Source organism: Collinsella tanakaei (assembly GCF_016902615.1).
Classification (GTDB): Bacteria; Actinomycetota; Coriobacteriia; order Coriobacteriales; family Coriobacteriaceae; genus Collinsella; species Collinsella tanakaei_A.
Window position 1 is genome coordinate 1 of the sequence record NZ_JACJMB010000031.1, and the last position, 22458, is coordinate 22458.

The window sequence follows — 22458 nt, forward strand, 5'->3', positions numbered from 1 at the left end:
GGGTAGTCCGGTGCCACCGGGGCGCGGCCGCGCCCCGGTGGCACCGGACTACCCCGTCCCCGATGGAGACATCCCTAGCCAGTCCAGGTCCAGCGGTCGACGTTGTTCACGAGCGACCAGCCGTGACCGTGCGGATGGGGCTTCTGGACCCCGATATCCAACCCCGTGCGCTTGAAGTACAGGTGGTCGACGTTGGCGATCCAGCACCACGTCGCCGCGCCCTGCGGCGCGATACCCTCGGAGCCGTCCCATTGGGCGCGCTGCCAATACGCATAGGACGCCTCGATATCGGGCTGCGCGAGCGCGGCGTCCAGATAGGCGTCGACCGTCTCGCTCTCATAGCAGGCGTAGTTGCCCCACCCGGTCGAATAGTTGAGCTCGTAGACCTCAACCGGCGAGTTCGACCCCCAGCCCCACATGATGGGCTGCTCGAACTGATGCGGATAGATCTCGTCCCAGCTGCCGCCATGCGGCGTCACCTCGAGACCGAGCTCGGCCATCTGGTCGGCGAAGTCGTTCGCGAGCGCCTGGCGCACCGAATCGTCCGACGAGTACCAGATGTCGAACGCCGCGCGCACTCCATCACGCGCCCGGACCCCGTCCTCGCCGAGCGTCCAGCCCGCCTCATCGAGCAGCGCGCGGGCGGCATCCACATCGCGCTCCACGCGCATATCCGCGCTCGACCACGGCATGCCGTCGCCCACGCTGAAGGCCACCGCACCGTATCCGTTCAGCACGTGCTCGATCGCGCGCTCGCGGTCGATGGCAAGATTGATCGCCCGGCGCACCGCCACGTCGCACGTGACGTCGTTGCCCATGGGGTACTCGTTGGCCCTGTCCGCCTTCGTGCCGCCCGCCGCCACGCACGGCAGCGACACGCCGCGCGAGTCGACCGTCGCCTTCGACGTCAGCTCGTAGCCGTCGAAGGCCTGCTGAGCGTGCGTCGCATAGGTGTAGGCGATATCGACCTGGCCGGAGGACACCGCCGCGAGCGCCGCGTCCTCGTCCATGAAGACGACGATGACGCGTTCCATCGTGGGCGCCTCGCCGTAGTAGTCCGGGTTCGCCCGGAAGATGACCTGCTGGCCCACATCCCACTGCTCGAGCAGGTAGCGCCCCGAGCCGATGGGATTCGCCCCGTAGCCGTCGCCATAGGCGTGCTCGGGCACGATGCCCAAGACGGCAAGCGTGTAGAGCAGGGCGTTGTAGGGTTTCGTGAGGCGCAGCTCGACCGTCGTGTCGGAGGTCGCGCGCGCCTCGCGCACCATGGAGAGATCCGCCTCGGAGGCATCGCCCGAAGCCACGCTGTTGATGGTAAAGGCGACGTCGGCAGCCGTCAGCGGCTCGCCGTCGGTGAAGCGCACGTCGTCGCGGATCGTGAACGTCCACGTCAGACCGTTGTCGGAACACAGGTATTCCGTCGCGAGGTCGCAGATGACATTCAGGTTCTCATCGGTGGTGACGAGCGTCGACTGGATGAGCGGCTCGTGCACGTGCTCGCCGCACCCCCATGCGACAAGCGGGTCGAACCCGGCGGCGGGTTCGCTTCCGGTGTTCATGGCGATGACGACCTGACGGGTCGCATCGACCGCAGAAGATTCTCCAGGCACCTCAGAGGAGTCCGCCGCGGCTTTCCCACCGCAACCGACAAGCGCGCCCAGCGTCCACGCGGCGGCGCCCACGAGCCCGCGGCGTGTCACAGTCATCGGCGTCTGCGGCATGGGCCATCCCCCTGAAGTGTTACGAATCTACTCATTCGTGTTACGATGCAGGGATATCTTAGCGCTGACACACTGTCAGCGCAAGGGCGCCCGCCCGCTGCACAGCCGCGCAGCACGCGACCCGGACCACACAGGGCACGGTATTGCTACAGGTCGAGATATGCGATGAGGTCCTCACGGCGGTTGGGGACAGCGCCGCGCATGGTCGCGGCAAGCGCCTGGCGCAGCAGCTCGCCCAGGCGCGGTCCCGGCTTCGCCCCCGCCGCGATGAGGTCGCGCCCGCGCAGATCGAGCGTCTCCAGGCTGTAGGCCTCGTGGTTGGCGATCAGCTCGCGCACCATCTCGCGCATGCGCTCGATCTCCTCCACATAGGAGAAGCACGACGGCGCCTTGCCGAGGGCATCCGCCCGCTTGAGGTCGAACAGCTCGCCCATGAGGCGCGCGGTGTTGATGCCCTCACCCGAGAATATCTGCATCACGCGGAGCAGGTCCTGGCGCTCGGCCATCATCGGGCGGTCGTGGTAGCGGATGAGCAGGCAGGCGTCACGGATGACGTCGCCGGAGATGGACAGGCGCCGCATGATGGCGCGCGCCATCTTCTCGCTCAGCTCGGGGTGTCCGTAGAAGTGGCCGCGACCGCGCTCGTCGACGGTGAAGGTGCCCGGCTTGCCGACATCGTGCAGCAGCGCCGCCCACATGAGGGAGGGCGAGGGCGGCTGATCGGGGTCTCCCCCGTCGATGCGGAAGCGCGTGAGCTCGCCGGCGACCGTGAGAACGCGCGCGATGTGCTCGTAGACGTCAAAGGCGTGATAGGGACTTCTCTGGTCGAAGTTGCGGCACGCAGCGAGCTCGGGAATGGCCGCGCACATGAGCTCCGGATAGCGCAGCAGCGCGTCGCCGCCGCGCGCGGTGACGAGGATGCCGTCAAGCTCGATGCCCACGCGCTCGCGCGCGACGGCGTCGAGCAGCGGCGCGCAGGTGGCGAGCGCGGAGGCGGTCTTCGGCTCAATCACGAAATCGAGGCGGCAGGCGAAGCGAACCGCGCGCAGCATGCGCAGCGCGTCCTCCTCGAAGCGGCGGCGGGGCTCCCCCACCGCGCGGATGACCCTGCGCGCAAGGTCACCCTGGCCGTCGTAGCAATCGAGCAGTCCGCGCTCGGGGTGCCACGCCATGGCGTTCACGGTGAAATCGCGACGCGCGAGGTCCTCCTCGACGCTGCTCGCCCGCGTCACGCTCTCGGGATGGCGCCCGTCGGTGTAGAAGCCGTCCATGCGGTAGGTCGTGACCTCGATGCGCTCGCCGTCGACCACGGCCGTGATTCCGCCGAAGCGGATGCCCGACTCGACGACGCCGATGTCCGCGGCCTCGAGCGCCTCCTCGTTCTCGCGCCAGCTCCCCGCGCAGCAGATGTCGACATCGTGGCCGGCGACGCCCATGAGCGCATCGCGCACCCATCCGCCGACGACCCAGGCCTCAAGACCCGCGGCCTCGAGCACGCGTAACACGCGCTCGGCATGATCGGACAGCTCAACCCCGTTCAGCTGGGGACGTTTCGTTGCCATATCCACGGACCCACCCCTTATCGTCATGTGCTCCAGTATACCGCCTTCGCATGTCCTCATTGGGGGCGGCACCGAACTGCCCCGTCCCCAATGAGGACATGCTCCACGGCACATTGGCCTATCATGACACGGAAACCCGATACCGACATCCCGAAAGGAGACCGATGGACCGCAACCACGCAATCACCGCTGGCGACATCGCCGCCGCACGCGCCGCGTTTTCCGCCGACCGCGGCAACCTCATCGCGCGCAATGCCGTCAGCGCCGCAGGCATCGCCGCGGCCGCCCGCAACCCCGAGGCGGCGGCACTTGCCACCACCACATTCGACATCCAGCTCGAACAGGGCGACATCACCGACCAGAAGCGCTCGGGGCGCTGCTGGATGTTCGCGAGCCTGAACACCATGCGCTACCGCGTCATGAAGAAGCTCGGCGTGAAGACGTTCGAGCTCTCGCAGGCCTATCCGCTGTTCTGGGACAAGCTCGAGCGCGCGAACTGGTTCTTCGAGAACATCCTCGCCACCGCCGACCTGCCGCTCACCGACCGCGAGGTCGCCTACCTGCTCACCGATCCCTTGTGCGACGGCGGCCAGTGGGACATGTTCCGCTCGCTTGTGAAGAAGTACGGCGTCGTCCCCAAGGAGGCGATGCCCGAGACCTTCCATTCCTCCAACACCTCGGCGCTGAACCAGTACCTCACGCGCTATCTGCGCGCAGGCGCCAAGCGCCTGCGCGACGCCCATGCTGCGCTCGCCGATGAAAACGAGCTTTCCGCCCTGCGCACCGAGCTGCTCGGCGGCGTCTGGCGCGTGCTCGCGATCTGCTTGGGCGAGCCGCCGACAAGCTTCGACGTCCGCATCCGCAACGAGAAGGGCGAGCTCAAGGCGAGCGGCTCCTACACGCCGCAGCAGTTCTTCGCCGAGTTCGTCGACATGGACCTCGACGACTACCTCTCCGTCATCAACGCCCCCACCTCCGACAAGCCCTACGGGCGTTCCTATACGGTGAAGTTCCTCGGCAACGTCGTGGAGGACGGGGGCGTACGCTACGTGAACCTCCCCATGGACGCCCTGAAGCGCATGGCGGTCGCCCAGCTCAAAGACGGCCTGCCGGTTTGGTTCGGGTCCGATGTGGGCCAGTCGTTCCTGTCCGAGGACGGCGTGCTCGACCCCGCCGCCTTCGAGGTCGACCAGCTCTTCGACCTTCCCATAGAATGCGGACTCGACAAGGCGGCGCGCCTGGACTACGGCGAGTCGCTCATGACGCACGCCATGACGCTGCAGGGCGTGAACCTTGACGAGGCGGGCGCGCCCACGCGCTGGCGCATCGAGAACAGCTGGGGCGACGACCACGGCAAGAAAGGCTACGACGTGGCCTCTGACGCCTGGTTTGACGAGTACGTGTACCAGGTCGTCGTCGACAAGAAGTACCTCACGGCAGACGAGCTCGCAGCCTTCGAGAGCGAGCCGATCGAGCTCGCCCCCTGGGACCCCATGGGGGCGCTTGCAGACTAGCGACAACGGCCCGGCCGCCTGTCATGTACCCAGGCGGCCGAACTGCCCCGTCCCCGACGAGGACAAAGGCGCCTGCCGGAACCAATCCGACAGGCGCCCTAGTCATTCAGGCTTCAACAGTTGAGCGGCAGGCGCTACTCGCGCTCGAGCTTGCGGACCGCGATGCGGTGGCTGTACTCCTCGACGCGGCCGAAGTCGCCCAGACCGACGCTCTCGGCGACGTTCGCGCCGGTAGCGAGCGCCAGACGCAGCGCGTCCTCGACGTTGTCGCGGTTGTGATACCACTTGAGGATGAACGCGGCGAGCGTGCAGTCGCCGGCGCACACGGAGCTCACGAGGTTGATGTTGAACTCGCGGCGTGCGTACCAGATGTCCTCGCCGTTCGAGAAATAAGCGTCTCCGCGGCTGCCGCGGGTGAGCAGGACGTTCTGGACGCCGATGTCATGCGCCATCTTCATAGCGACGCGGACCTCGTCGTCGGTGTCCACCGGCACGCCGAAGATGGCCTTCATCTCATGATGGTTCGGCTTGATGAGCAACGGCTTCTTGTCGGCGAGACGCTTCAGGCGATCGCTCGACAGGTCGAGGATGATGTCGGCGCCGCGGTCCTGGGCGTGGTCGATAACCTCATCCAGGAAGTAGCGGGAGGACTTCGGGGGCAGCGAGCCGGAGATGATCAGGCACTCGAGGTCACCGGTGGTGTCGAGGATCTTGTAGAGCTCGCGCTCGCCCTCGGGCGTCAGCGGGGCACCGGAGTTCAGGATGCCGTACTCGTTCTCGCCGTCGTTGAAGTAGGAATTGATGCGGGTGATGCCGTCGATCCAGACCGGGCGGCACAGGCAGCCCATGTTCATGGTCTCCTCGACGATGAACTTGCCGGTGAAGCCAGCGAAGAAGCCGAGGGCGACGGAATCGACGCCGAACTTCTTCAGGGCGAAGGACACGTCGAGGCCCTTGCCGTTCGGCGTGTAGCTGGACGTGACCGAGCGGATGTTCTCGTTGGCAATCAACGGAGGACATGTGACGGTCATGTCGACAGCCGGGTTGGCAGTGAGCGTATAGAACATGGAATCTCCCCTTTCCAAGTTGACCGCGCAGGCCCGCGAGAAGGCGGACCCACGCGGTCAATAGTAAACGGCATGCATGCAGGCGTGCCAGTTGCTTACAGAAGTTTTACTTCGCGTTCGCCTCGAGCAGTGCCTTGACCTCTTCGGCCGTGGAGCACTGCAGCGCCTTGTCGGCAAGCTCCTGAGCCTCGGCGACCGTCCACTGCGAGATGGCCTTGCGGGTGCGCAGAATGCTCGGAGCAGAGGTCGAGAACTCGTCCATACCCCACGCGATCAGAAGCGGCGTGAGCAGCGGGTCGGCAGCGGCCTCGCCGCACATGCCCACCATGATGCCGGCCTGGGAGCCCGCAACGATGATGTTGCGGATGGCGCGCAGGACCGCCGGGTAGTACCAGCTGTAGAGGTAGGCCACCTTGTCGTTGCCGCGGTCGGCCGCCATGGTGTAGCCGGTCAGGTCGTTCGTGCCGATGGAGAAGAAGTCGGCCTCGTTCGCCAAAAGCTCCGGGATGTTCGCGGAGGCGGCGGTCTCGGTCATGATGCCGACCTGGATGTTCTCGTCGAACTTGCGGCCCTCTTCGCGCAGCTCGGCCTTGCACTCCTCGACGAGCGCCTTGACGGCGCGGATCTCCTCGACGCAGGTGACCATCGGAACCATGATCTTGATGTCACCGAAGGCGCTGGCGCGCAGCAGGGCGCGCAGCTGCACCTTGTACTCGTCAGGGTTGTCGAGGCAGTAGCGGATGGCGCGGTAACCCATGAAGGGGTTCTCTTCCTTCACGAGCTTGAGATACGGGATCTCCTTGTCGCCGCCCACGTCGAGGGTGCGGATGATGACCGGGGCGCCCTTCATGGCGACGGCGACCTTGCGGTAGGCGTCGAACTGCTCCTCCTCGGAGGGCAGCGACTTGGCGTCCATGAACAGGAACTCGGAGCGGAACAGGCCGATGGCCTCGGCGTCGTGCTCGATGGCGCCCTTGGCGTCATCGGGGTTGCCGATGTTGCAGGCGAGCACCTTCTTGACGCCGTCGGCGGTGACGGTCGGCTTGCCGCGGAAGGCCTCGAGGGCGTTCTTCTCGGCGGCGAACTGCTCGGCGCGCTTCGTGTAGTCGGCGAGCGTCTCCTCGTCCGGCTCGCCGATGACGATGCCATGGATGCCGTCGACGATGGCGGTCATGCCGTTGTGGAGGGCGCCGCAGGCGTTGGAGACGGAGAGCACGGCCGGGATCTCGAGAGCGCGCGCGATGATGGCGGAGTGCGAGGTGCGGCCACCGGTCTCGGTCACGATGCCGGCGACGTTCTTCTTGTCGATCGTGGCCGTCATGGACGGGGTCAGGTCGTGCACGACGATGATCGTGCCGGCGGGCAGGACGGAAAGGTCGACGACCTCACGGCCGAGAAGCTCGGCGAGGATGCCGGTGCGGATGTCGGCGATGTCGGCGGCGCGCAGGCGGAACATCTCGTCGTCCATGGAGAGGAACATGTTCTCGAACATGGTGCTCGTCTCGACAAGAGCCTGCTCGGCGCAGGTGCCTCCCTCGATGGAGGACTTGATGGAGCTGGTGAGCTCAGGGTCTTGGGCCAGCATGATGTGGCCGCTCATGATCTCGGCCTCGGCCTCGCCGACGCTCGTCTTCATGTGCTCGGCCTGAGCGGCGGTCTTCTCGCAAAAAGCATCGAGAGCAGCCTGGAACCGGGCCTTCTCCGCCTCGACGTCATCGACGGCGTGCGGCGTGAAGGTCAGGTCGGGCTCGACGGCAACGGCTACGGTGCCGATACCGATGCCCTCGGATGCATTAACTCCCTCGTACATTAACGTTCCTCTCAATTGCGCCCGGCTCGCGCCGGGCCCCCTGCAAAAAAGCGCGGGCATCGCACCCGGCGATGCCCGCGCCGAGTATCCAGCAAAAGGAAGGTGCGGTAGCTATATCGCGATTGCGTTACTCGCCCAGACCGCTCTTGATGAGCTCGAGGGCGGCAGCCAGGGCCTCGTTCTCGTCGGCGCCGTCGCAGCGGACCTCAACCTCGGTGCCGCAGGGGATGCCGGCAGCCATGAGGGCCATGGGGCTCTTGCCGTTGACCTCCTTGTCGGCGGTGACGATCGTCACGTCGCAGGCGTACTTGCCCATGGTGGAAGCGAACAGACCGGCCGGACGCATGTGCAGACCCTGGGGGTTGATGAGGGTAGCCTTCTCAGAAACCATACTTTGTCTCCTTTTTCGCCGTGCGCATACCCGGATAGTGGTATGAGGTATGCGTCAAAATACAAAAGATAGTTTAACGCATCGACATGAGAATGGCGGCCAAAACGGCGAGTGCCGAAAATATGGGCGCCACGATTATGCGAACGGGCGCTAGCGGCCCGCGACCGGAGAGACGAACCGTGTGGGGCGGCGCCCTTTGCTACCCCAGCCGCTCGTTGATCGCCTCAGCGATCGTCGCCGAATCGCCGGCGACCTTGACCTCGGCGCGAAAGTCCTCGTCCATGAGGGCCTCGGCAACGCGCGAGAGCAGCCTCAAATGGAGCGACTCCTCGCCGCCCTCGGGAATAAGCAGGGCGATGGCGACCGTCACCGGCAGTCCGTCCATGGTCTGCCAGCCGTCGACGCCCTCGTCATCGCGCACGACGAGGACCGCGGCGCGGCGCACCGTCGGCGACTTCGCATGGGGGACGGCAAACCCGTCCATCATGCCCGTCGTGCCCTCGGCCTCGCGCTTGAGAAACGCCGTCTTCAGCGTGGCGGCATCCGTGGCGTACCCGAGGGCGACCGCGGAACGGGAGATGAAGTCGAGCAGGTCGTCGCGGTTGCCGAACCCCTCGGCGATAAAGACCGAATCCGGGGAGACGAAGTCGCGCGCGACATCCTCCGCGGGCTCCAGCCCCTCGGCGAGCGACCAGGCGCGGTCGATCAGAGCGCCCGCCGCCGGCGTCGACAGCGCGCTGGAGATGCCGGCGCCCACGATGGGCTTGTCCGCGAACCGGGTGGTGTCGACATCGATGTCGGCGGCGATGATGACGGCGCGGGCCGCCTCGATCTCGTCGTGGGACAGCTTGTCCACCGTGCCCTTCGGGGTCTGGACCTCGACCCGAATGGAGCGCCCCCGCTCGGCCGCCGCGCGCTCAAGCGCCTCTTTTGCCATGATGGCGTGGACGGCACCCGTCGGGTGCCCGGTCACGGCGACGATGTCGCACCGATCGGTCATACAATCCTCCTCAATATCCGCCTGCATTGCTGTGGTCTCAATCGGTAAGCGTAGCACGCTGGATACGGCGCGCGCTATCGCGTGGTGCGCGGCATTCGCTCAGATTCGCTTTTCAGATATGACGCATACATGCATATTCCGCTGCTCAGAGACAACATACGCGGCACCTCCCACAGCGCAGCAGACGCACGACCGCGCCCAGCGCGTCGAGATCAAGCGTGCGCTGCAGGGCGTCTCCGGGCGCGCATCACCCCTCCCCAGACGGCACGACCGAAACGAAACCGGCGAGCTTGTCAATAGTCTCGCTAAGACACTCTCTGAGCGAGACTGTTGACAAGTTCGCCGATATCAAGATCTGTCGTGTCTTGCACGAACCGTCAAGCGACCATGCCTAGCGCGAGAGGGCGCGCTTCAGCGCACGCGGCAGCGCCGTCACCGCACGGCCCACGCGCCATGTCGTCGACGCCTCGAGCTCCACCACGCGCGCCTCGGCGCGCTCGGCCCGCTCGCGCTCCTCTCGGATGCTCCGCAGGCCGCGCACGTCCTGCTGGACGAAGCGCGCGGCCATCGCCAGCTCGGAGAACCGCGGGTCGCTAAAGGGCTTGAACTCCTCGACGGGCTCGGGGCAGTTCTCCTCGATGATGCCCATGAACCAGATGATGATGGCACCGATGGCTTCGGCGAGCCGGTCCTTGCCGCATGCGATGGCACGCTGCCGTTCGAGCTCGAACTCCTGCGCGAGCACCATGTGCGCGAGGAAGCGCTTGCCCCCGGTGCGGTTGTCCGTCGTAACCGTGTTCGGGCGCACGACGTAGGTGTAGCGCAGCGCGGGATCGACATCGACCCGGCGGGAGCGCAGCGTCGCCTGCAGCACGAACAGGTTGTCCTCGTTCACGATGCCCTCGGCGAAGCGGATGCCCTGCGAGCGCATTGTCTCGAGCTTCGTCATGAGCAGGCAGGGCTGGGCGCAGAAGTTGCCGTCTGCCGACTGCCTGATGAACATGTCCTCGCCGTCGACGACCCCGCTCGCCTGGCGGCGCTCGAAGTAACGGGGGTCCTGATAGTAGTCGCTCTCGCACTCGGCGGGCTCGTAGCGCAAACGGCCGCCGAAGAACAGGATGTCGAGGTCATCGCGCTCGCAATGCTCGAGCAGAATGCGCAGGGCCCCGTCATCGAGGTCGTCGTCGACATCGAAGAAGTAGAGGTAGCGCCCCTGCGCGGCGTCCATGCCGCGGTTCCGCGCGACGCCGGCGCCGGCGTTTTCCTGGTGCAGGACGACGACATTGCCCCGCACCTCGGCGCAGCCCTCGACAAGCGCGGCCGTCGCATCGCTTGAGCCGTCGTCCACGACGATGACCTCGAAGTCGGCGCGGTCGAGCCCCTGCCGATCGAGCACCTCGAAGGCATGGGACACGAACCGTTCTGCATTAAACATGGGAACGACGACGGAAAGACGAACCATGGGAACCTCTCACAGTATTATGGGTTGCGAACGCAACGGAAGGGATGACCATGAAGTACTACCGCATCGCCCTCGTGGCACCGATGGAATATCGAGATGACGATCCCGTGTGGACCTGCTTCGAGACCCTGCGCCTCGCCGGGCACGCGGTCGAGGTCATCGACCCCCGTCGTTTCGCAGACATTATAGACGAGAACGGCACGCCGAATGCGGCCGCGCTCGCCCCCTTCATCGCGCGCTTCGCGCCCGACTACCTCGGCGACGGGCACGAGGGCGCCGAGGGCATCCTCGCCAAGCTCGCCCAGACCGACCGGGGGTCTGACGAGCCGGCACGCCGTTTCGTCGTGTTCGGCTACGTCGGTCCGAACAACTTCGGCGACGAGCTCATCTTCTCGCTCATCTGCCGCGAGATCGAGCGCCGGTTCCCCCGCGCGCACATCCAGCTCATCGGTCACGACCCGAACGCGACGCTGCACCGTCACGGCATCGTCTCGACCACCTGCGAGCGCAAGCTCGACGCCGACATCATGCTGCGCGGGGCGAGCGCCTTGGTCTATATGGCGGGCATCATGTTCGACGACGCGTTCGAGTGGTGGAGCGCGGGGCCGGTCGACCCGTTCTTGAACCCTCGCTCCGAACTCGGCGGCCAGGCGGCCTTCACGCTCATGGCGACGATGAACGACGTTCCCGCCGTGTACCTGGGCATCGGCGCCGGACCGCTCGCTAACCCCGATGGGCATCGGCTCGTGCGCATCGAGGCGCGCTGCGGGGCGCGCTACCTCCCGCGCGATGCGGAGACCGAGCGCCTGCTGCTCGCCGCCGGCGTGCCCGCCGAACTCGTAAACCGCAAGGCCGATCTCGCCTTCACCCTTGAGCGCACCGAGCCGACCGACGCCGTCCGCAGAACGCTTGAGAGCCACAACATGGAGCCGGGCGGCTATCTTGCCGTGTCCCTGCGCGACCACCGCACGGTGCCCGAGGGATTCGCCGACACGATGGCCCAGGGCCTCAGCGCCATCTGCCGCGCCCACGGGCTCTCGTGTCTCTTCATCGACCTCTCCCCCGAGGACACCGGGCTTCACCGCGCCATCGCCGATCGCATGGACACCGAGGTCGCGCGTGCCGCCGTCGACGTCTCGCGCGACGGCGAGACCGCTGTCGGCCTCATCGATCAGGCGCGCGCCGTCGTCGCGATGCGCCTGCACTGCTCGATCGTGGCGAACGCCCACGGCGTGCAGAGCATCGGTCTGGACTACAACGAGAAGATCGCAGCCTACTACGACCTCATGGACCGCACGCGCTACCTGCTGCCCATGGACTGCTCGGCGGCCGACCTCGCGCGCGTCTTCGCCGGCCTCGACACCGAGCGCGAAGATGACCTCGCACGAACCGAAGAGCGCGCCCAGAGCTGCCGTGCGCTCGCGACCGAAGCCTTCGACGAGTTCGAGCGCATCGTGCGCGAGCATAAGGTGCCCGCACTCGAGAAGCGCATGCTCTACCCCCGCTCCGTATCGATCGAGGAGGAGCGCTGGCACGATGCCGAGCGCGAACGCGACGAGGCGCGCGCCGATGCCGATCGCCTGCGCCAGGAGCTCGACCGCGTCCGCACCTCGACCACCTGGCGCGTGGGCAGCGCCGTGACCGCGCTGCCGCGTGCCCTCAAGCGCGCCCGCGACGCGAAGCGCTGCCGCTAGGATGCCGGCCGGGGCGCACCGCGCCGGCAAGGGCGCACGCCCCGATCGCCTGCCCGCATGCAGGTACGCTTTTTTTCTCACGCAGGCGCGCCAATCCATGTAGAATATCGATTTGCAGCGATGCGCCATTAGCTCAGTTGGATAGAGCAGGGGACTTCTAATCCCAAGGTCGTTGGTTCGAATCCGACATGGCGCACCCTCTTGATAGCGAAAAGCGCCCCCACGGGGGCGCTTTTTTCATGGCCGCGACGCGGAGAGCTGCGTCAGTGTCCTGGAAGGGAGCCTGCCCTATCCCCTACCCGCGCAGGCGGCGCTGGATCGCGCGCGGGATGCGCAAAAGCTTCGTGCCGTAGCGATACTCGGCCGAGCGCTGGAGGCGGTCGAGCTCCTCCTCCGTCGCATCCAGATCCGCCCTCGTTGCATCGAGCTCATTGATCTTGCGAGCGAGCTGCTCGGAGGTCCGGCGGGTCGCCTCGCGTGCCGCATCGAGCTCGGCCTCGAGGATATCGACCGTCTCCTTGTGGTCGTCCGCGAACACGTTGTGGTTGCGCATCCAGAAGAACAGGTACGCGATGCTGTTGCCGGTGTCGATGAGACGCAGCGACTGGCGGTCGAGCTCGTTGGTGAACGTCTCGAGCGGCACGTCGAGCAGGCCCATCCGCTCGAGGCCGCCGCGATGGAGCGCCTCGAACGCCTCGGAGAACGCGCGGGGCATCGTGAGCGAATTCAGGTTGTAGACGGCACCGCCAAGTGCCCAGCGCACGTAGCTCGTGCGGTAGGTCTCGTAGAGCCCAAGCGACGTCAGGCTCTCCTTCAGCTGCACGAACGCCTCGATGAAGTCCTTCGCATGGCGGTCCTTGGTGTCCATGGAGGACGACCCGGTCCGCATGCGGTAGTGCGACAGGCGGTCGTAGATGACCGCCATGCGCTCGGCGAGCACCAGCGCGCTGCAGGTGAACGGCAGGTCCTCGGTGCGGAAGAGTCCCGGGAAGCGCAGGCCGTGCTCTTCGATGAACGCGCGACGGAACAGCTTGTTCCACGGCCAGTTCTGAAAGGACGTGAAGATGGCCTCAGGGTTGTCGGAAGCGCGAAACGTCTTCTTGTCCTGCTCGTCGATATCGACATACGCGGGAAACTCGAGCGTGCCGACGGCCGGGTGCTGGTCGCGGCCCGCACGGTTGTTGTAGTACCACACGTCCCAGATCACGATGTCGGCCGCGAGGTCCTCCGCGCGGCCGACCGCGCGCTCAAGCAAATCGGGTTCGATGAAGTCATCGGCGTCGAGGAACAGCACATAGGTGCCGCTCGCCTCCTCGAGGCCCCGGTTGCGGGCGCGCCCGGGACCGAGGTGGCGCTGCGTCAGGATGGTGAGAGCATGAAACGTCCCCTCGTCGCGATAGCGCTTGAGGATATCGAACGAATCATCATCGGACCCGTCGTCGATGCAGATGACCTCGAAATCCTGGAGCGTCTGCGCGGCGAGGCTGACGAGCGCCTGCTCCAGATAGGCTCCGGCGTTGTAGACCGGGATGATGACGGAAACCGCAGGAGAAGACATCATGTCCCCTTTCGAACGCACGGAACCCGAATCGGGCCCGCGCACCCCGCCTCATGGCAGCGGGGCGCGCGGGCCGGCAGGCATCTACATGCCCAGGTAATGCTTCCAGAATGCAACCGACGTGAACTCGTCGCGATGGGCGGCGTAGCGCTTGCGGAGGCCTGCGATCTCGCGCTTGTAGCGCTTGAGATCGTCCTTCAGGCGCTTCTCGATGGCGGCGTAGCGCACGGGGTCCTTCGCGCGGATCGCGCCGCAGCGGTTGTACCAGTCGATCACGATGAGGTACTTCTTGCCGCGGATAACGCCAGCCGGATACGCCCAGCCGAGCACGGGGATCACCGCGTAGCCCTGGCCCTCGTTGACCATGAGGCGCTGGTGGTTGTCGAACGCGTAGTCGCTCAGGCGCTCCACACGCGAGCGGGGCTTGTCCGAGTCGATAAGCTGGCGGTCGATCTTGACCAAATCGAACTGGGTCAGGCCGAGCTCGTGCGCCTGGCGCTGGAGCTCATCGAACGGCACGAGTTTCTCCTTGTTGCGATTCGCGCGCATGAAGGTCTCCTCGGCCACACCGGGCGTACCGATGAACTCGGGGCCGCGCATGAAGTCCTCGAACGCGTCGAGCACGAGCTCGGCGTTCGCGTACCCGAACTTCTTGAGCTCGAGGCGCACGTTGTTGCGCATCTCGTACATGAAGTCGGACTTGGGCGCGAAACCGGTCGTAGCCTGCGCGATCATGGTGTTGCGCGTCGTCTGGTAGCGCTCGACGGCGGCGTTGTAGCGCACGTGGAACGACATGTGCCAGATGCACAGGCCGTTCATCGTGATGATGCGGGGCTTGCAGCGCACGCCGTACTCGGCGTCGTCGCAGCGCACGAACACGGGCAGCGGCAGACCGTTCTTCTCGATGACCGAAATCGGGATGCAGCAGAACCACCAGGCGGCGTAGCGCTGGTCGAGTTTGACAATCTCCTTCGGAATGGAAAAGGCTTCGTTGTAGATGACGTCCTCGAACTTGCTGTAGCGCAGCGGCGGCTTGGCGGGGGCGAACGTGCCCTGCCTCGTCATGAAACCGGTGTCCTCCCACTGCTCGTCGCCGATCTCGTAGTTGAGCATGGCGCCACTGATGAACGCCTCGGAGAACTCCTCGTTCAGCATACGCAGCAGATTATAGGTGCGCTTGATGCTCTCCGGGGAGACGGCTACGTCGTCGTCCATAAGCAGCACGTGCGTGGCGCGCGGGGTCTGCTCCATCGCCTCGATCATGCCGCGGGTAAAGCCGCCGGCGCCGCCCACGTTGTCGTTCGGCGAGATGGTGATGCGCCCGCCCGCGAGACGATCCACATCGAGCGTGCGACCGTTGTCGATGACGTGCATCGAGAAGTGGCGCGCGATGTCCTCGTCGCTCTCGAGGATCTCCGTGCGCACGAGGCCGATGTTGTGCTCGATGAACTTCTCTTTCTTGAAGGTGGTCGTCGCCAGGGCGAGCTCGACGTCGCGCAGCTCATGGGGAATCTCGACGGAGTAGTAGCTGTTCTGGATGAAGACCGGACCGTCGCAGGTGAGCTCGAAGCCCGCGACCACCGTCCCGTCGAGCAGCGTGAGCTCGACGTCGAGCGTCTGCCAGTCATCGGAGGCGGAAAAAACGTGCTCGGTCTCCTCGAGCACCTCCGGGTGAGCGGAGAGCGCATCGGCGACCGTCTGGCGATACGTGCAGGCGGCGCCCTTCACCTCGAGATGGAGGAAAAAGCGGGTCGCATCGGTATAGCGCGCAAGCTTCATGACGGACAGCGAGTTGAAGTACGTCGTGAAGTCGAAATGGCCGCGGTCGAACAGACGCCAGGCGCCCTCCTCCTTATCGAAGACGAACGGCTGGTCGGCCGTGCAGTACAGGGTGGGAAAGCCGACGGAGCGCTCGTTGCGCTCGAGGATGACGTTGGCGAACTTGATGGTAGATGACATGGATATTCCCCCGTGGTTACGTAGGTGACCTACCCATGATACATGAACGCCTGACCGCGCATGCGGGGTCACACAGGAAGGACAGAGCGCCCGAGCGCGCCTCCGCCCGAACACGTCACGGCAAGCAGGGCGACCAAGCGCTGCGCCCGCCGACGCGACCGAAAAAATGCCGGTCAACCGCTGTTGCGGCCAAGGGAGCGGCGGCGAGGGAGCGCTGCATCGGCACGGCACGCGCCCGCGGTGCGCGTGCGGCATACCTCGATCGGCGCTCGCTACCGACTGGCCTCGCGGACATCAAAACCCGCCGCATCATCGGCACACGCGCGCACGGCGCCCGCCACCGAGGAGAGCCCGTAGGCCGCGAAGGGCATGAGCAGAAGCGCAAACGGCAGGACGTACACGCTTTTCGCCTCCCAAAGCAGGTAGCACGCGAAGCCGCCGAGAAACGACACGATGGGCAGCAGGGCGGCCGCAGGCAGCTCGCGGCGATGGCGGATGGTGCACGCGATGCCGACGACGCCCGCGAGATACAGCAGGCTCTGGAGGCCATCGAGGTACACCAGCACGACCCCGTTCAGATCCCGTCCGCAGACGATCAGCTCGCGCACGAGGGCGGGCGTCGACTCCGACACGCCGCATGCGGAGTAGTACAGGCTCTGGAAGGTGGGGTCGAGCCATTCGCTCATGAGCTTCATCGAGAAGAACTGGAGAGCGAAGGCGGGGTCGCGCAAGAAGGTCGCGAGCGACCATCCGATATGCTGCAGCGCGAAGGCGTTCTGCAAGTCCGCATCGCCGGAAACCCCCGCGAAGTGCAAGGCGAAGTCGGGCGACCACCAACCCGGTCGGTTGAGCGTGATGCTCCACTCCAGACCCATGGCGATCCACGATGTCTTGGGCATGCCGTCGCCGAAATCAACACCCACCGCGCCCTCGAGCGCCGCCACGGGCAGCCCGGCGACCGCGTTCGCCGCAAGCACGCCCGCGAGCACCGCGAGCATGAGCAGCAGGCGGCGCTCACGCAGAAGCACGATGAACCATGTGAGCACCAGCGCGATGAGCACGAGCACGAACGTCGACTTGATGGTCAGGGCGCAGGCGAGCACGACGCAGGAGACGCCGAACAGCGCCCAGCGCCGCCGCGGGTGCGCGGTGGCGCGCATGGCCGCCACGTTCAGGGCGACGTTCAGGGCGATCAGGCCGAACCCGATGGCGTTGCCGTAGACGAGTACCGCCGAGAGCGGAAGCGGGAGGAACATGACGAGCAGAAGCGACACGGTGTCCGTCACCGCACGCGAGGAGAACAGCAGCTGCGTGATGGCGATGAGCGAGGCCGCCGCCACGCCGACCGCTGCGACGTTGAGCAGTTGGAACGGCAGCTGGTTGCCCACCCCGAACAGGGTGTACAGGCCCGCCAGCAACCAGACCGACCCGCTTTGGAACGGGTAGATCTGCAGATAGGAGATACCGTCGCCCAGGTTGGCGGAAAACGCGTCGCGATCCCCGGTGAGGAGGGCGCGCGCATAGGTGTCGAGACGCAGCGAGTCCGCGTAGATGAACGTGTCCGTGCGCAGTGCGGTCACCCACAGCGCGCCGAGGACGACGATGACGGCAACCGAAATGGCGGCGACGGGCTGCCAGGGCAAGCTGCGCAGGCGCCGCGACAGGCCGATATAGACCGCGAGCAGAAGTATGGCGACCAGGGCTGGCAGGGCGAAAACGGTAAAGAGCCCCGTATTGGCCACCGACACGAGCTCGCTGGTGTCGGGACCCACACCGTCCATCCGGATATCGTTATAAAACGAGGTCACGAACGGCGCGGTGAGCGCCATGAGGCCCACGAGCACCGCCGCGAGCACGAGCATGAACGAAGCGAGGACGTCCGCGACGCGCCGACCGACCGTATGGGAACCCTCATGCGTATCGCGCATGGTCGCCTCTCCCTTCCCCCCAAGAATGCCGCGAGCATCCTGTGAATATGCGAATCAATGATGATGCATGACGGGTCGGCATTCTACCGACCGCGTAAGTTAGCATATAGTAAGGTCACGTGAAACCCAAACACTCAGCCCGCAGCGGCACCGAAGCACAAGGACCTCTATGGCAAACGCACAATCGAAACGACGCATTCCCGAACTCGACATCGCCCGAGCCATCGCCGTCGTATCGATCATCATCTACCATACCGGTCTCACCTTCAGCGCCGAGATGTTTCCGAAATCGGGCTTTCCGCCCCAGATCGTGCCCGTGCTCGACACGTACCATCTCTACGTGCTCTTCATCGTATCCGGCTACCTCACCGACTTCGACCGGCCGCTCACCGCACGCGGCGTCTTGAAGTCGGCGCGCGGCCTTCTGCTCCCCTACCTCGTAGCATGCCTGCTCATCATCGCGGGCGCGGCGATCTCCGCGGCGCTGCAGGGCTTCGATCCCGCAGAGCAGGCGCTGCGCTGGACGCAGGCGGCGCTCTGGGGCGCAGGATCGGACCACGAGTTCGCCCTTGCCCACGTGACCCGCATCGGCGGTATCTGGTATCTCCCCGCCCTGTTCTGGGCAAAGCTCTTCATCGGGCTCATCGCCCGCCTCTCGCCGAGGAAAAAGGCGGTCGCCGTTGTCCTCATGTTTGCCGTCTCGTATGTGAGCGGTCTGTTCATCTGGCTGCCGATGTCCATCCAAAGTGGCCTGGGCGCCGTCGCCTACATGTACATCGGCTCTTTAATCCGCCGTTTCCGCAAGACGCTCGACCGCCACGTCGTCCCCGTGCTCGCGGCATCCGCGGCACTGTGGATCCCCGCCCTCATGCTCGGCGGGAACTCCTCACTCGCCATGTGCGCCTATCCGGCCGGCCCCATCGACATCCTTGGCGGCATCGGGGCGGCCGTCTGCATCCTGTACATGCCGCGCTTCATCGCCGACCACCTGCACACCGCGGCGCGTCTCCTCGAGCTCGTGGGCAGAAACACGCTGGCGCTGTTCACGCTCCATATCGTCGAGGACAACGTCGCCCCGTGGCTCATCATGATCGACATCTTGCGTCAGTCGTTCGGCGACACGCCGGTGACATGGCTCGTCCTCGTTGGTTTCCGCCTGATGCTCGACGCCGCCCTCGTCGGGATCGCCTATCTGCTGCCGCCCACCCGCGCCGTGTTCTTCCCCCACGTGCGGGGCGCCAGCGTGCGTCGCGCGTGCGGACGATTCCTGCACGCGCTCGACGAGCAAAGCGCACCTGGAGCACCCGTCGCCACGATAGGCGCGAAACGGCCCACAGGAGCTCATTTCCGCAGCTAACCCATGTGATTCACCGTATTTAATCTATATGGCCCCCGACGCCCCTCCCCTCGAGGCACACAGGACCCGTTGCTAACAAAACAAAACAGGGGCGCGCAGGGAGCCCGAAGCTCCATGCGCGCCCCTGCGCGATACATCGACACGGCGGCTGCTAGCGATTCTCGCCGTCGTCCCCGTCCGCCTCGAACGTGCGCTCGCTGATGATGAAGCGCGGTCGCCGCTTCGTCTCGAGATAGATGCGGCCGACATATTCGCCCACGATGCCGATGCCGAGCAGCTGAATACCGCCGATAAAGCACACGATGGACACCATGCTCGCCCAGCCGGCGACCGAGTGTCCCAGAATCGAGACCACGACGGCCCAGATGACCCCGATGAAACTGATGATCGACACGATGAAGCCCAGGCCCGTGATAAGGCGAATCGGCTTGACCGATAGGCTCGTGATGCCGTTCAGCGCGAGCGAGATCATCTTGCTCAGAGGATAGTGGCTCTCCCCCGCGATACGCTCGTGGCGCTTGTAGCAGACGCTCGTCGACTTGAAGCCCACAAGCGGCACCATGCCGCGCAAGAAGAGGTTGACCTCCTCGAAGCGCGACAGCTCGTCGAGCACGCGCCGCGAGAGCAGGCGGTAGTCGGCGTGGTTATACACCGTCTCCACGCCCATGCCGCTCATGAGCTTGTAGAACGCCTGCGCGGAGGTGCGCTTGAAGAACGTGTCGGTCTCGCGGGATGAGCGCACGCCGTAGACGATGTCGCACCCGTCCAGATAGGCCCGGACCATCTCCTCCATCGCGGCGATATCGTCCTGGCCGTCGCAGTCGATGCTGATGCATATGTCGCAGAAGCTTCGGCACTCCATGAGACCGGCGAGCAGCGCGTTTTGATGGCCGCGGTTGCGCGACAGGCAGATGCCGCGATACGCCGCATTGGAGGCGGCGAGTCCCTCGATGATCGACCACGTGGTATCGGAGCTGCCGTCGTTCACGAACAGGATCGAGCTGTCCGGCGCGATCATGCCGCGCTCGCGAAGCAGATCCAGCTCTGCCTTGAACTGAGGTGCCGTGATGGGCAGGACCTCCTGCTCGTTATAGCAGGGGATCACGATGCAAAGGGTCGGTAGCCGACGCTCCGTATCCTGCGTTTCCAACTAACAATTCCCCCCTTAATCCACGAGCGGACGCGCGACGGCGACGATCTTCTCGCCGGCGTCCTCGATGTCGAGGACGCGGACGCGCTTCGAGGCCTCGCTGACGCCGATGACCTCGTCGTGACCGCTGTAGATGGCGACGTTGCCCGGATAGAATACCAAGTCGCCGGGCTCGATGTCGTCCTCGTCGACATGCTTGAAGCGCTCATCGGCCGCCATGAGGTCGGCGTCGTTCGCATGCGCCGGATCGGTTCCGTGCAGATAGGGATTATAGTCGCCCAGATCCATGCCGACGGCGTAGAGGCACTGCATGACGAGGCCCGCGCCGTCGATCCCCTTCTTGGGCGCAAGCGAGCAGTTCTCCTCATACGGGGTCCCCACGTAGTCCCGGGCGCGCTCGAGGATGGCGTCCACGCAGTCATCGCGATCGGCGTCAACCGCGATGGCGGACGGGGTGACGTAGTCGAAGCGCGTGCCGCTCGCCGCCTCGGGCAGGGTGACGTCGAGGCTCGAAACCTGGAAATACCGGGCCGGGTTCTGATAGCCCGCCTTATCGGCGGCACCGGTCAGCAAATCGAAGTGGCGCTCGTAGCCATCGATCACCTGATCGCCGTAGACCATGCGCCCGGTCGTCGTGTTGTAGTAGACCCACTTGGTCTCGTTGTTGCCTGCCGGGATCTCCTTCCAGCCGTAGGTCACCGCGCCGCTCACGTCGTCGCAGTAGATCCAGCCGGGCACGTCGCCGCGGCTGCCATCGATATGGCACTCCCCGTGCGCCATGATGCCGGTGATGTAGTCGTAGAAGACCCACTTCGCCCCGCCGCCGTCGGACAGCAGCTTGAAGCCATACTGCATGGCGCCCGTCACGTCGTCGAACAGGTACCACTTGCCGTCGTGGTAGCTCTCGCCCTTCACGAGCTTGCCGTCGGCGCCCAGGCGCACCCACTTGCCGTTCGCCGCGCGCCACTCGGCCGACGCGTGCTCCCAGGAGTAGCCGGCAACGTTGTTGCTCACCGGCACGAAGGCGTCGTGGTTCTTGGCGACGGTGCCGTCGGCCTCGGTCCAGTACCAGGCGTTCGTCGTGGGGTCGTAGAAGAACTTGGACGTCGCGCGGTAGCCGTTGTCCTCCCAGCCCACCGCCTGGGCGGGATCGCAGGGGTTGCCCGCGCCGTCGACCCAACCGGTGTAGCCGGGTTCCGCCGTGGGCAGCGGGCCGTACCAGTAATTCATGTCGACGCTTGGGTCCCAGTTGGGCGCGCGGCCGACGATGCCGTCGACCCGCCCAGAGCTCGTGTACTGCCAGGCGCTGTAGGCGCCCTCGTAGGTGCAGGAGCCGTAGTACTGGGCGACCCAGCGACTCCAGTTGTTGAAGACCGGCGAATAGAGGTAGGAGCGCCACCACGAGAGGCTCGCGTAGACGCCGGGCGTGTAGCCCGCCAGCTGGATCTTGTTGCAGAAGGTCGAGGCCACCGAGGCGAAGTCGGAGCCGAGCGTGGTGCTGTCCTCCATGTCGAGATACACGGGAAGCTGGGGATGATGGCCCTGCAGCGCGGCGATGACGCCGTTCGCCTCGATGTCGGCTTCCATGTTCGTGCGCGCATACGAGTAGATGTAGACGCCGTAGGAGATGCCGAGGCGCTCGCACTCGGCGACATTGCGGTGCCACTGCGCGTCAAACTCGAAGCCGCCCACGTTCTGGAAGCCCACGCGCAGGATGGCAAAGTCGACGCCGGCCGCCTTGACCCTGTTCCAGTCGATCATGCCCTGGTGGGCACTCACGTCGATGCCCTGGGCGGTCGCGCCCGCCGGCAGGGTGCCCATCGCCATGAGCGAGATGCCGTCGTCCTCCTCAAGGTCGTCTCGCAAGACGCCGTCCTCATAGCGCCAGGAGTTCTCAGTACGGGTCTCGGTCGAGCTCTCCGTCGTTTCCGTCCCGTCCGCAGCCGCCGAGGCGAGCTGCATCTCAGCCGCCGCCTCATCAGAGGCAGCAACTTCAGCAAAAGCCATCTGAGGCAGCGAGATCGTCGCCGCGCAAAAGACAGCCGCGAGCGCGCCCAGCGCGCGTCGGTTGATTCGAGTCATATCGCTCCCATTTCTCTCAAGTTCAATCTGCTGCATCCTACCATGAGGTCGTCATGCACCCGTATACCTACCGTCCGATACCGCACATTCGACGCACTTCTCCTCACGCATGTCTCCATCGGGGACGGGGTTGTTCGGTGCCATCCGGCAGCCATGGCTGCCGGATGGCACCGAACAACCCCGTCCCCGATGGAGACATGCGG

15 protein-coding genes and 1 tRNA gene are annotated in these 22458 nt (G+C 65.5%); 4 read left to right on the forward strand and 12 right to left on the reverse strand.

Annotated features, from left to right (window positions below; translation table 11 throughout):
* Positions 1 to 74: 74 nt before the first annotated feature.
* Together H6A21_RS08985 and H6A21_RS08990 are read right to left on the reverse strand one after the other, a co-directional pair.
* Complete coding sequence (locus tag H6A21_RS08985) at positions 75 to 1721, reverse strand: ABC transporter substrate-binding protein (RefSeq protein ID WP_204562407.1); 1647 nt, start codon at positions 1719 to 1721, stop codon at positions 75 to 77.
* A gap of 146 nt (positions 1722 to 1867) precedes the next feature.
* Complete coding sequence (locus tag H6A21_RS08990) at positions 1868 to 3283, reverse strand: CCA tRNA nucleotidyltransferase (protein WP_204562408.1); 1416 nt, start codon at positions 3281 to 3283, stop codon at positions 1868 to 1870.
* Between the two features lie 164 nt (positions 3284 to 3447).
* Here H6A21_RS08990 and H6A21_RS08995 point away from each other — a divergent pair, with 164 nt between their 5' ends.
* Positions 3448 to 4797: an aminopeptidase C gene (locus H6A21_RS08995; protein ID WP_204562409.1), complete on the forward strand. Its 1350-nt coding sequence runs from the start codon at positions 3448 to 3450 to the stop codon at positions 4795 to 4797.
* 134 nt (positions 4798 to 4931) lie between these two features.
* Here H6A21_RS08995 and H6A21_RS09000 read toward each other — a convergent pair whose 3' ends face one another.
* The 5 genes from H6A21_RS09000 to H6A21_RS09020 all read right to left on the reverse strand — a co-directional run bounded on the left by H6A21_RS09000 (position 4932) and on the right by H6A21_RS09020 (position 10527).
* Entirely contained in the window at positions 4932 to 5864 is a 933-nt protein-coding gene (locus tag H6A21_RS09000; RefSeq protein ID WP_204562410.1) for a 1-phosphofructokinase family hexose kinase, read from the reverse strand.
* Positions 5865 to 5970: 106 nt separating this feature from the next.
* Positions 5971 to 7674 carry a phosphoenolpyruvate--protein phosphotransferase gene (gene ptsP, locus H6A21_RS09005; RefSeq protein ID WP_204562411.1) on the reverse strand — a complete coding sequence of 568 codons (1704 nt, stop codon included), beginning with the start codon at positions 7672 to 7674 and terminating at the stop codon, positions 5971 to 5973.
* A 127-nt stretch (positions 7675 to 7801) separates the two neighbouring features.
* Complete coding sequence (locus H6A21_RS09010; RefSeq protein WP_204562412.1) at positions 7802 to 8065, reverse strand: HPr family phosphocarrier protein; 264 nt, start codon at positions 8063 to 8065, stop codon at positions 7802 to 7804.
* Between the two features lie 199 nt (positions 8066 to 8264).
* A complete protein-coding gene (locus tag H6A21_RS09015; protein ID WP_239462777.1) occupies positions 8265 to 9065 on the reverse strand; it encodes a PTS sugar transporter subunit IIA in 801 nt (266 codons plus the stop codon).
* 391 nt (positions 9066 to 9456) lie between these two features.
* Entirely contained in the window at positions 9457 to 10527 is a 1071-nt protein-coding gene (locus H6A21_RS09020) for a glycosyltransferase (RefSeq protein WP_204562413.1), read from the reverse strand.
* A gap of 50 nt (positions 10528 to 10577) precedes the next feature.
* On the opposite strand from H6A21_RS09020, the gene H6A21_RS09025 reads away from it, so the two are divergent.
* Together H6A21_RS09025 and H6A21_RS09030 are read left to right on the forward strand one after the other, a co-directional pair.
* Positions 10578 to 12221 carry a polysaccharide pyruvyl transferase family protein gene (locus H6A21_RS09025; protein WP_204562414.1) on the forward strand — a complete coding sequence of 548 codons (1644 nt, stop codon included), beginning with the start codon at positions 10578 to 10580 and terminating at the stop codon, positions 12219 to 12221.
* A gap of 122 nt (positions 12222 to 12343) precedes the next feature.
* Positions 12344 to 12417 (forward strand) — tRNA-Arg (locus H6A21_RS09030).
* A gap of 99 nt (positions 12418 to 12516) precedes the next feature.
* Here H6A21_RS09030 and H6A21_RS09035 read toward each other — a convergent pair.
* The 3 genes from H6A21_RS09035 to H6A21_RS09045 form a co-directional block, all read right to left on the reverse strand.
* Positions 12517 to 13779 (reverse strand): glycosyltransferase, encoded by a 1263-nt coding sequence (locus H6A21_RS09035; protein WP_204562415.1) that lies wholly within the window; start codon positions 13777 to 13779, stop codon positions 12517 to 12519.
* Between the two features lie 84 nt (positions 13780 to 13863).
* Positions 13864 to 15738 carry a glycosyltransferase gene (locus H6A21_RS09040; protein WP_204562416.1) on the reverse strand — a complete coding sequence of 625 codons (1875 nt, stop codon included), beginning with the start codon at positions 15736 to 15738 and terminating at the stop codon, positions 13864 to 13866.
* 272 nt (positions 15739 to 16010) lie between these two features.
* Entirely contained in the window at positions 16011 to 17666 is a 1656-nt protein-coding gene (locus H6A21_RS09045) for a hypothetical protein (protein WP_204562417.1), read from the reverse strand.
* A 169-nt stretch (positions 17667 to 17835) separates the two neighbouring features.
* On the opposite strand from H6A21_RS09045, the gene H6A21_RS09050 reads away from it, so the two are divergent.
* Positions 17836 to 19023 (forward strand): acyltransferase family protein, encoded by a 1188-nt coding sequence (locus tag H6A21_RS09050; protein ID WP_204562418.1) that lies wholly within the window; start codon positions 17836 to 17838, stop codon positions 19021 to 19023.
* A 151-nt stretch (positions 19024 to 19174) separates the two neighbouring features.
* Here H6A21_RS09050 and H6A21_RS09055 read toward each other — a convergent pair whose 3' ends face one another.
* Positions 19175 to 20173 (reverse strand): glycosyltransferase family 2 protein, encoded by a 999-nt coding sequence (locus H6A21_RS09055; RefSeq protein WP_204562419.1) that lies wholly within the window; start codon positions 20171 to 20173, stop codon positions 19175 to 19177.
* A gap of 15 nt (positions 20174 to 20188) precedes the next feature.
* The gene (locus H6A21_RS09060; RefSeq protein ID WP_204562420.1) at positions 20189 to 22255 is read right to left on the reverse strand and encodes a GH25 family lysozyme; all 2067 of its coding nucleotides are present in this window, start codon (positions 22253 to 22255) and stop codon (positions 20189 to 20191) included.
* Positions 22256 to 22458: the final 203 nt, after the last annotated feature.

What these genes read in the sequence shown, in the direction of transcription:
- H6A21_RS08995 (WP_204562409.1), top strand. Translation starts at nt 3,448, where the DNA reads ATGGACCGCAACCACGCAATCACCGCTGGCGACATCGCCGCCGCACGC.
- H6A21_RS09010 (WP_204562412.1), bottom strand. Translation starts at nt 8,065, where the DNA reads ATGGTTTCTGAGAAGGCTACCCTCATCAACCCCCAGGGTCTGCACATG.
- H6A21_RS09020 (WP_204562413.1), bottom strand. Translation starts at nt 10,527, where the DNA reads ATGGTTCGTCTTTCCGTCGTCGTTCCCATGTTTAATGCAGAACGGTTC.
- H6A21_RS08985 (WP_204562407.1), bottom strand. Translation starts at nt 1,721, where the DNA reads ATGCCGCAGACGCCGATGACTGTGACACGCCGCGGGCTCGTGGGCGCC.
- H6A21_RS09040 (WP_204562416.1), bottom strand. Translation starts at nt 15,738, where the DNA reads ATGTCATCTACCATCAAGTTCGCCAACGTCATCCTCGAGCGCAACGAG.
- H6A21_RS09015 (WP_239462777.1), bottom strand. Translation starts at nt 9,065, where the DNA reads ATGACCGATCGGTGCGACATCGTCGCCGTGACCGGGCACCCGACGGGT.
- H6A21_RS09045 (WP_204562417.1), bottom strand. Translation starts at nt 17,666, where the DNA reads ATGCGCGATACGCATGAGGGTTCCCATACGGTCGGTCGGCGCGTCGCG.
- H6A21_RS09050 (WP_204562418.1), top strand. Translation starts at nt 17,836, where the DNA reads ATGGCAAACGCACAATCGAAACGACGCATTCCCGAACTCGACATCGCC.
- H6A21_RS09035 (WP_204562415.1), bottom strand. Translation starts at nt 13,779, where the DNA reads ATGTCTTCTCCTGCGGTTTCCGTCATCATCCCGGTCTACAACGCCGGA.
- ptsP (WP_204562411.1), bottom strand. Translation starts at nt 7,674, where the DNA reads ATGTACGAGGGAGTTAATGCATCCGAGGGCATCGGTATCGGCACCGTA.
- H6A21_RS08990 (WP_204562408.1), bottom strand. Translation starts at nt 3,283, where the DNA reads ATGGCAACGAAACGTCCCCAGCTGAACGGGGTTGAGCTGTCCGATCAT.
- H6A21_RS09000 (WP_204562410.1), bottom strand. Translation starts at nt 5,864, where the DNA reads ATGTTCTATACGCTCACTGCCAACCCGGCTGTCGACATGACCGTCACA.
- H6A21_RS09060 (WP_204562420.1), bottom strand. Translation starts at nt 22,255, where the DNA reads ATGACTCGAATCAACCGACGCGCGCTGGGCGCGCTCGCGGCTGTCTTT.
- H6A21_RS09025 (WP_204562414.1), top strand. Translation starts at nt 10,578, where the DNA reads ATGAAGTACTACCGCATCGCCCTCGTGGCACCGATGGAATATCGAGAT.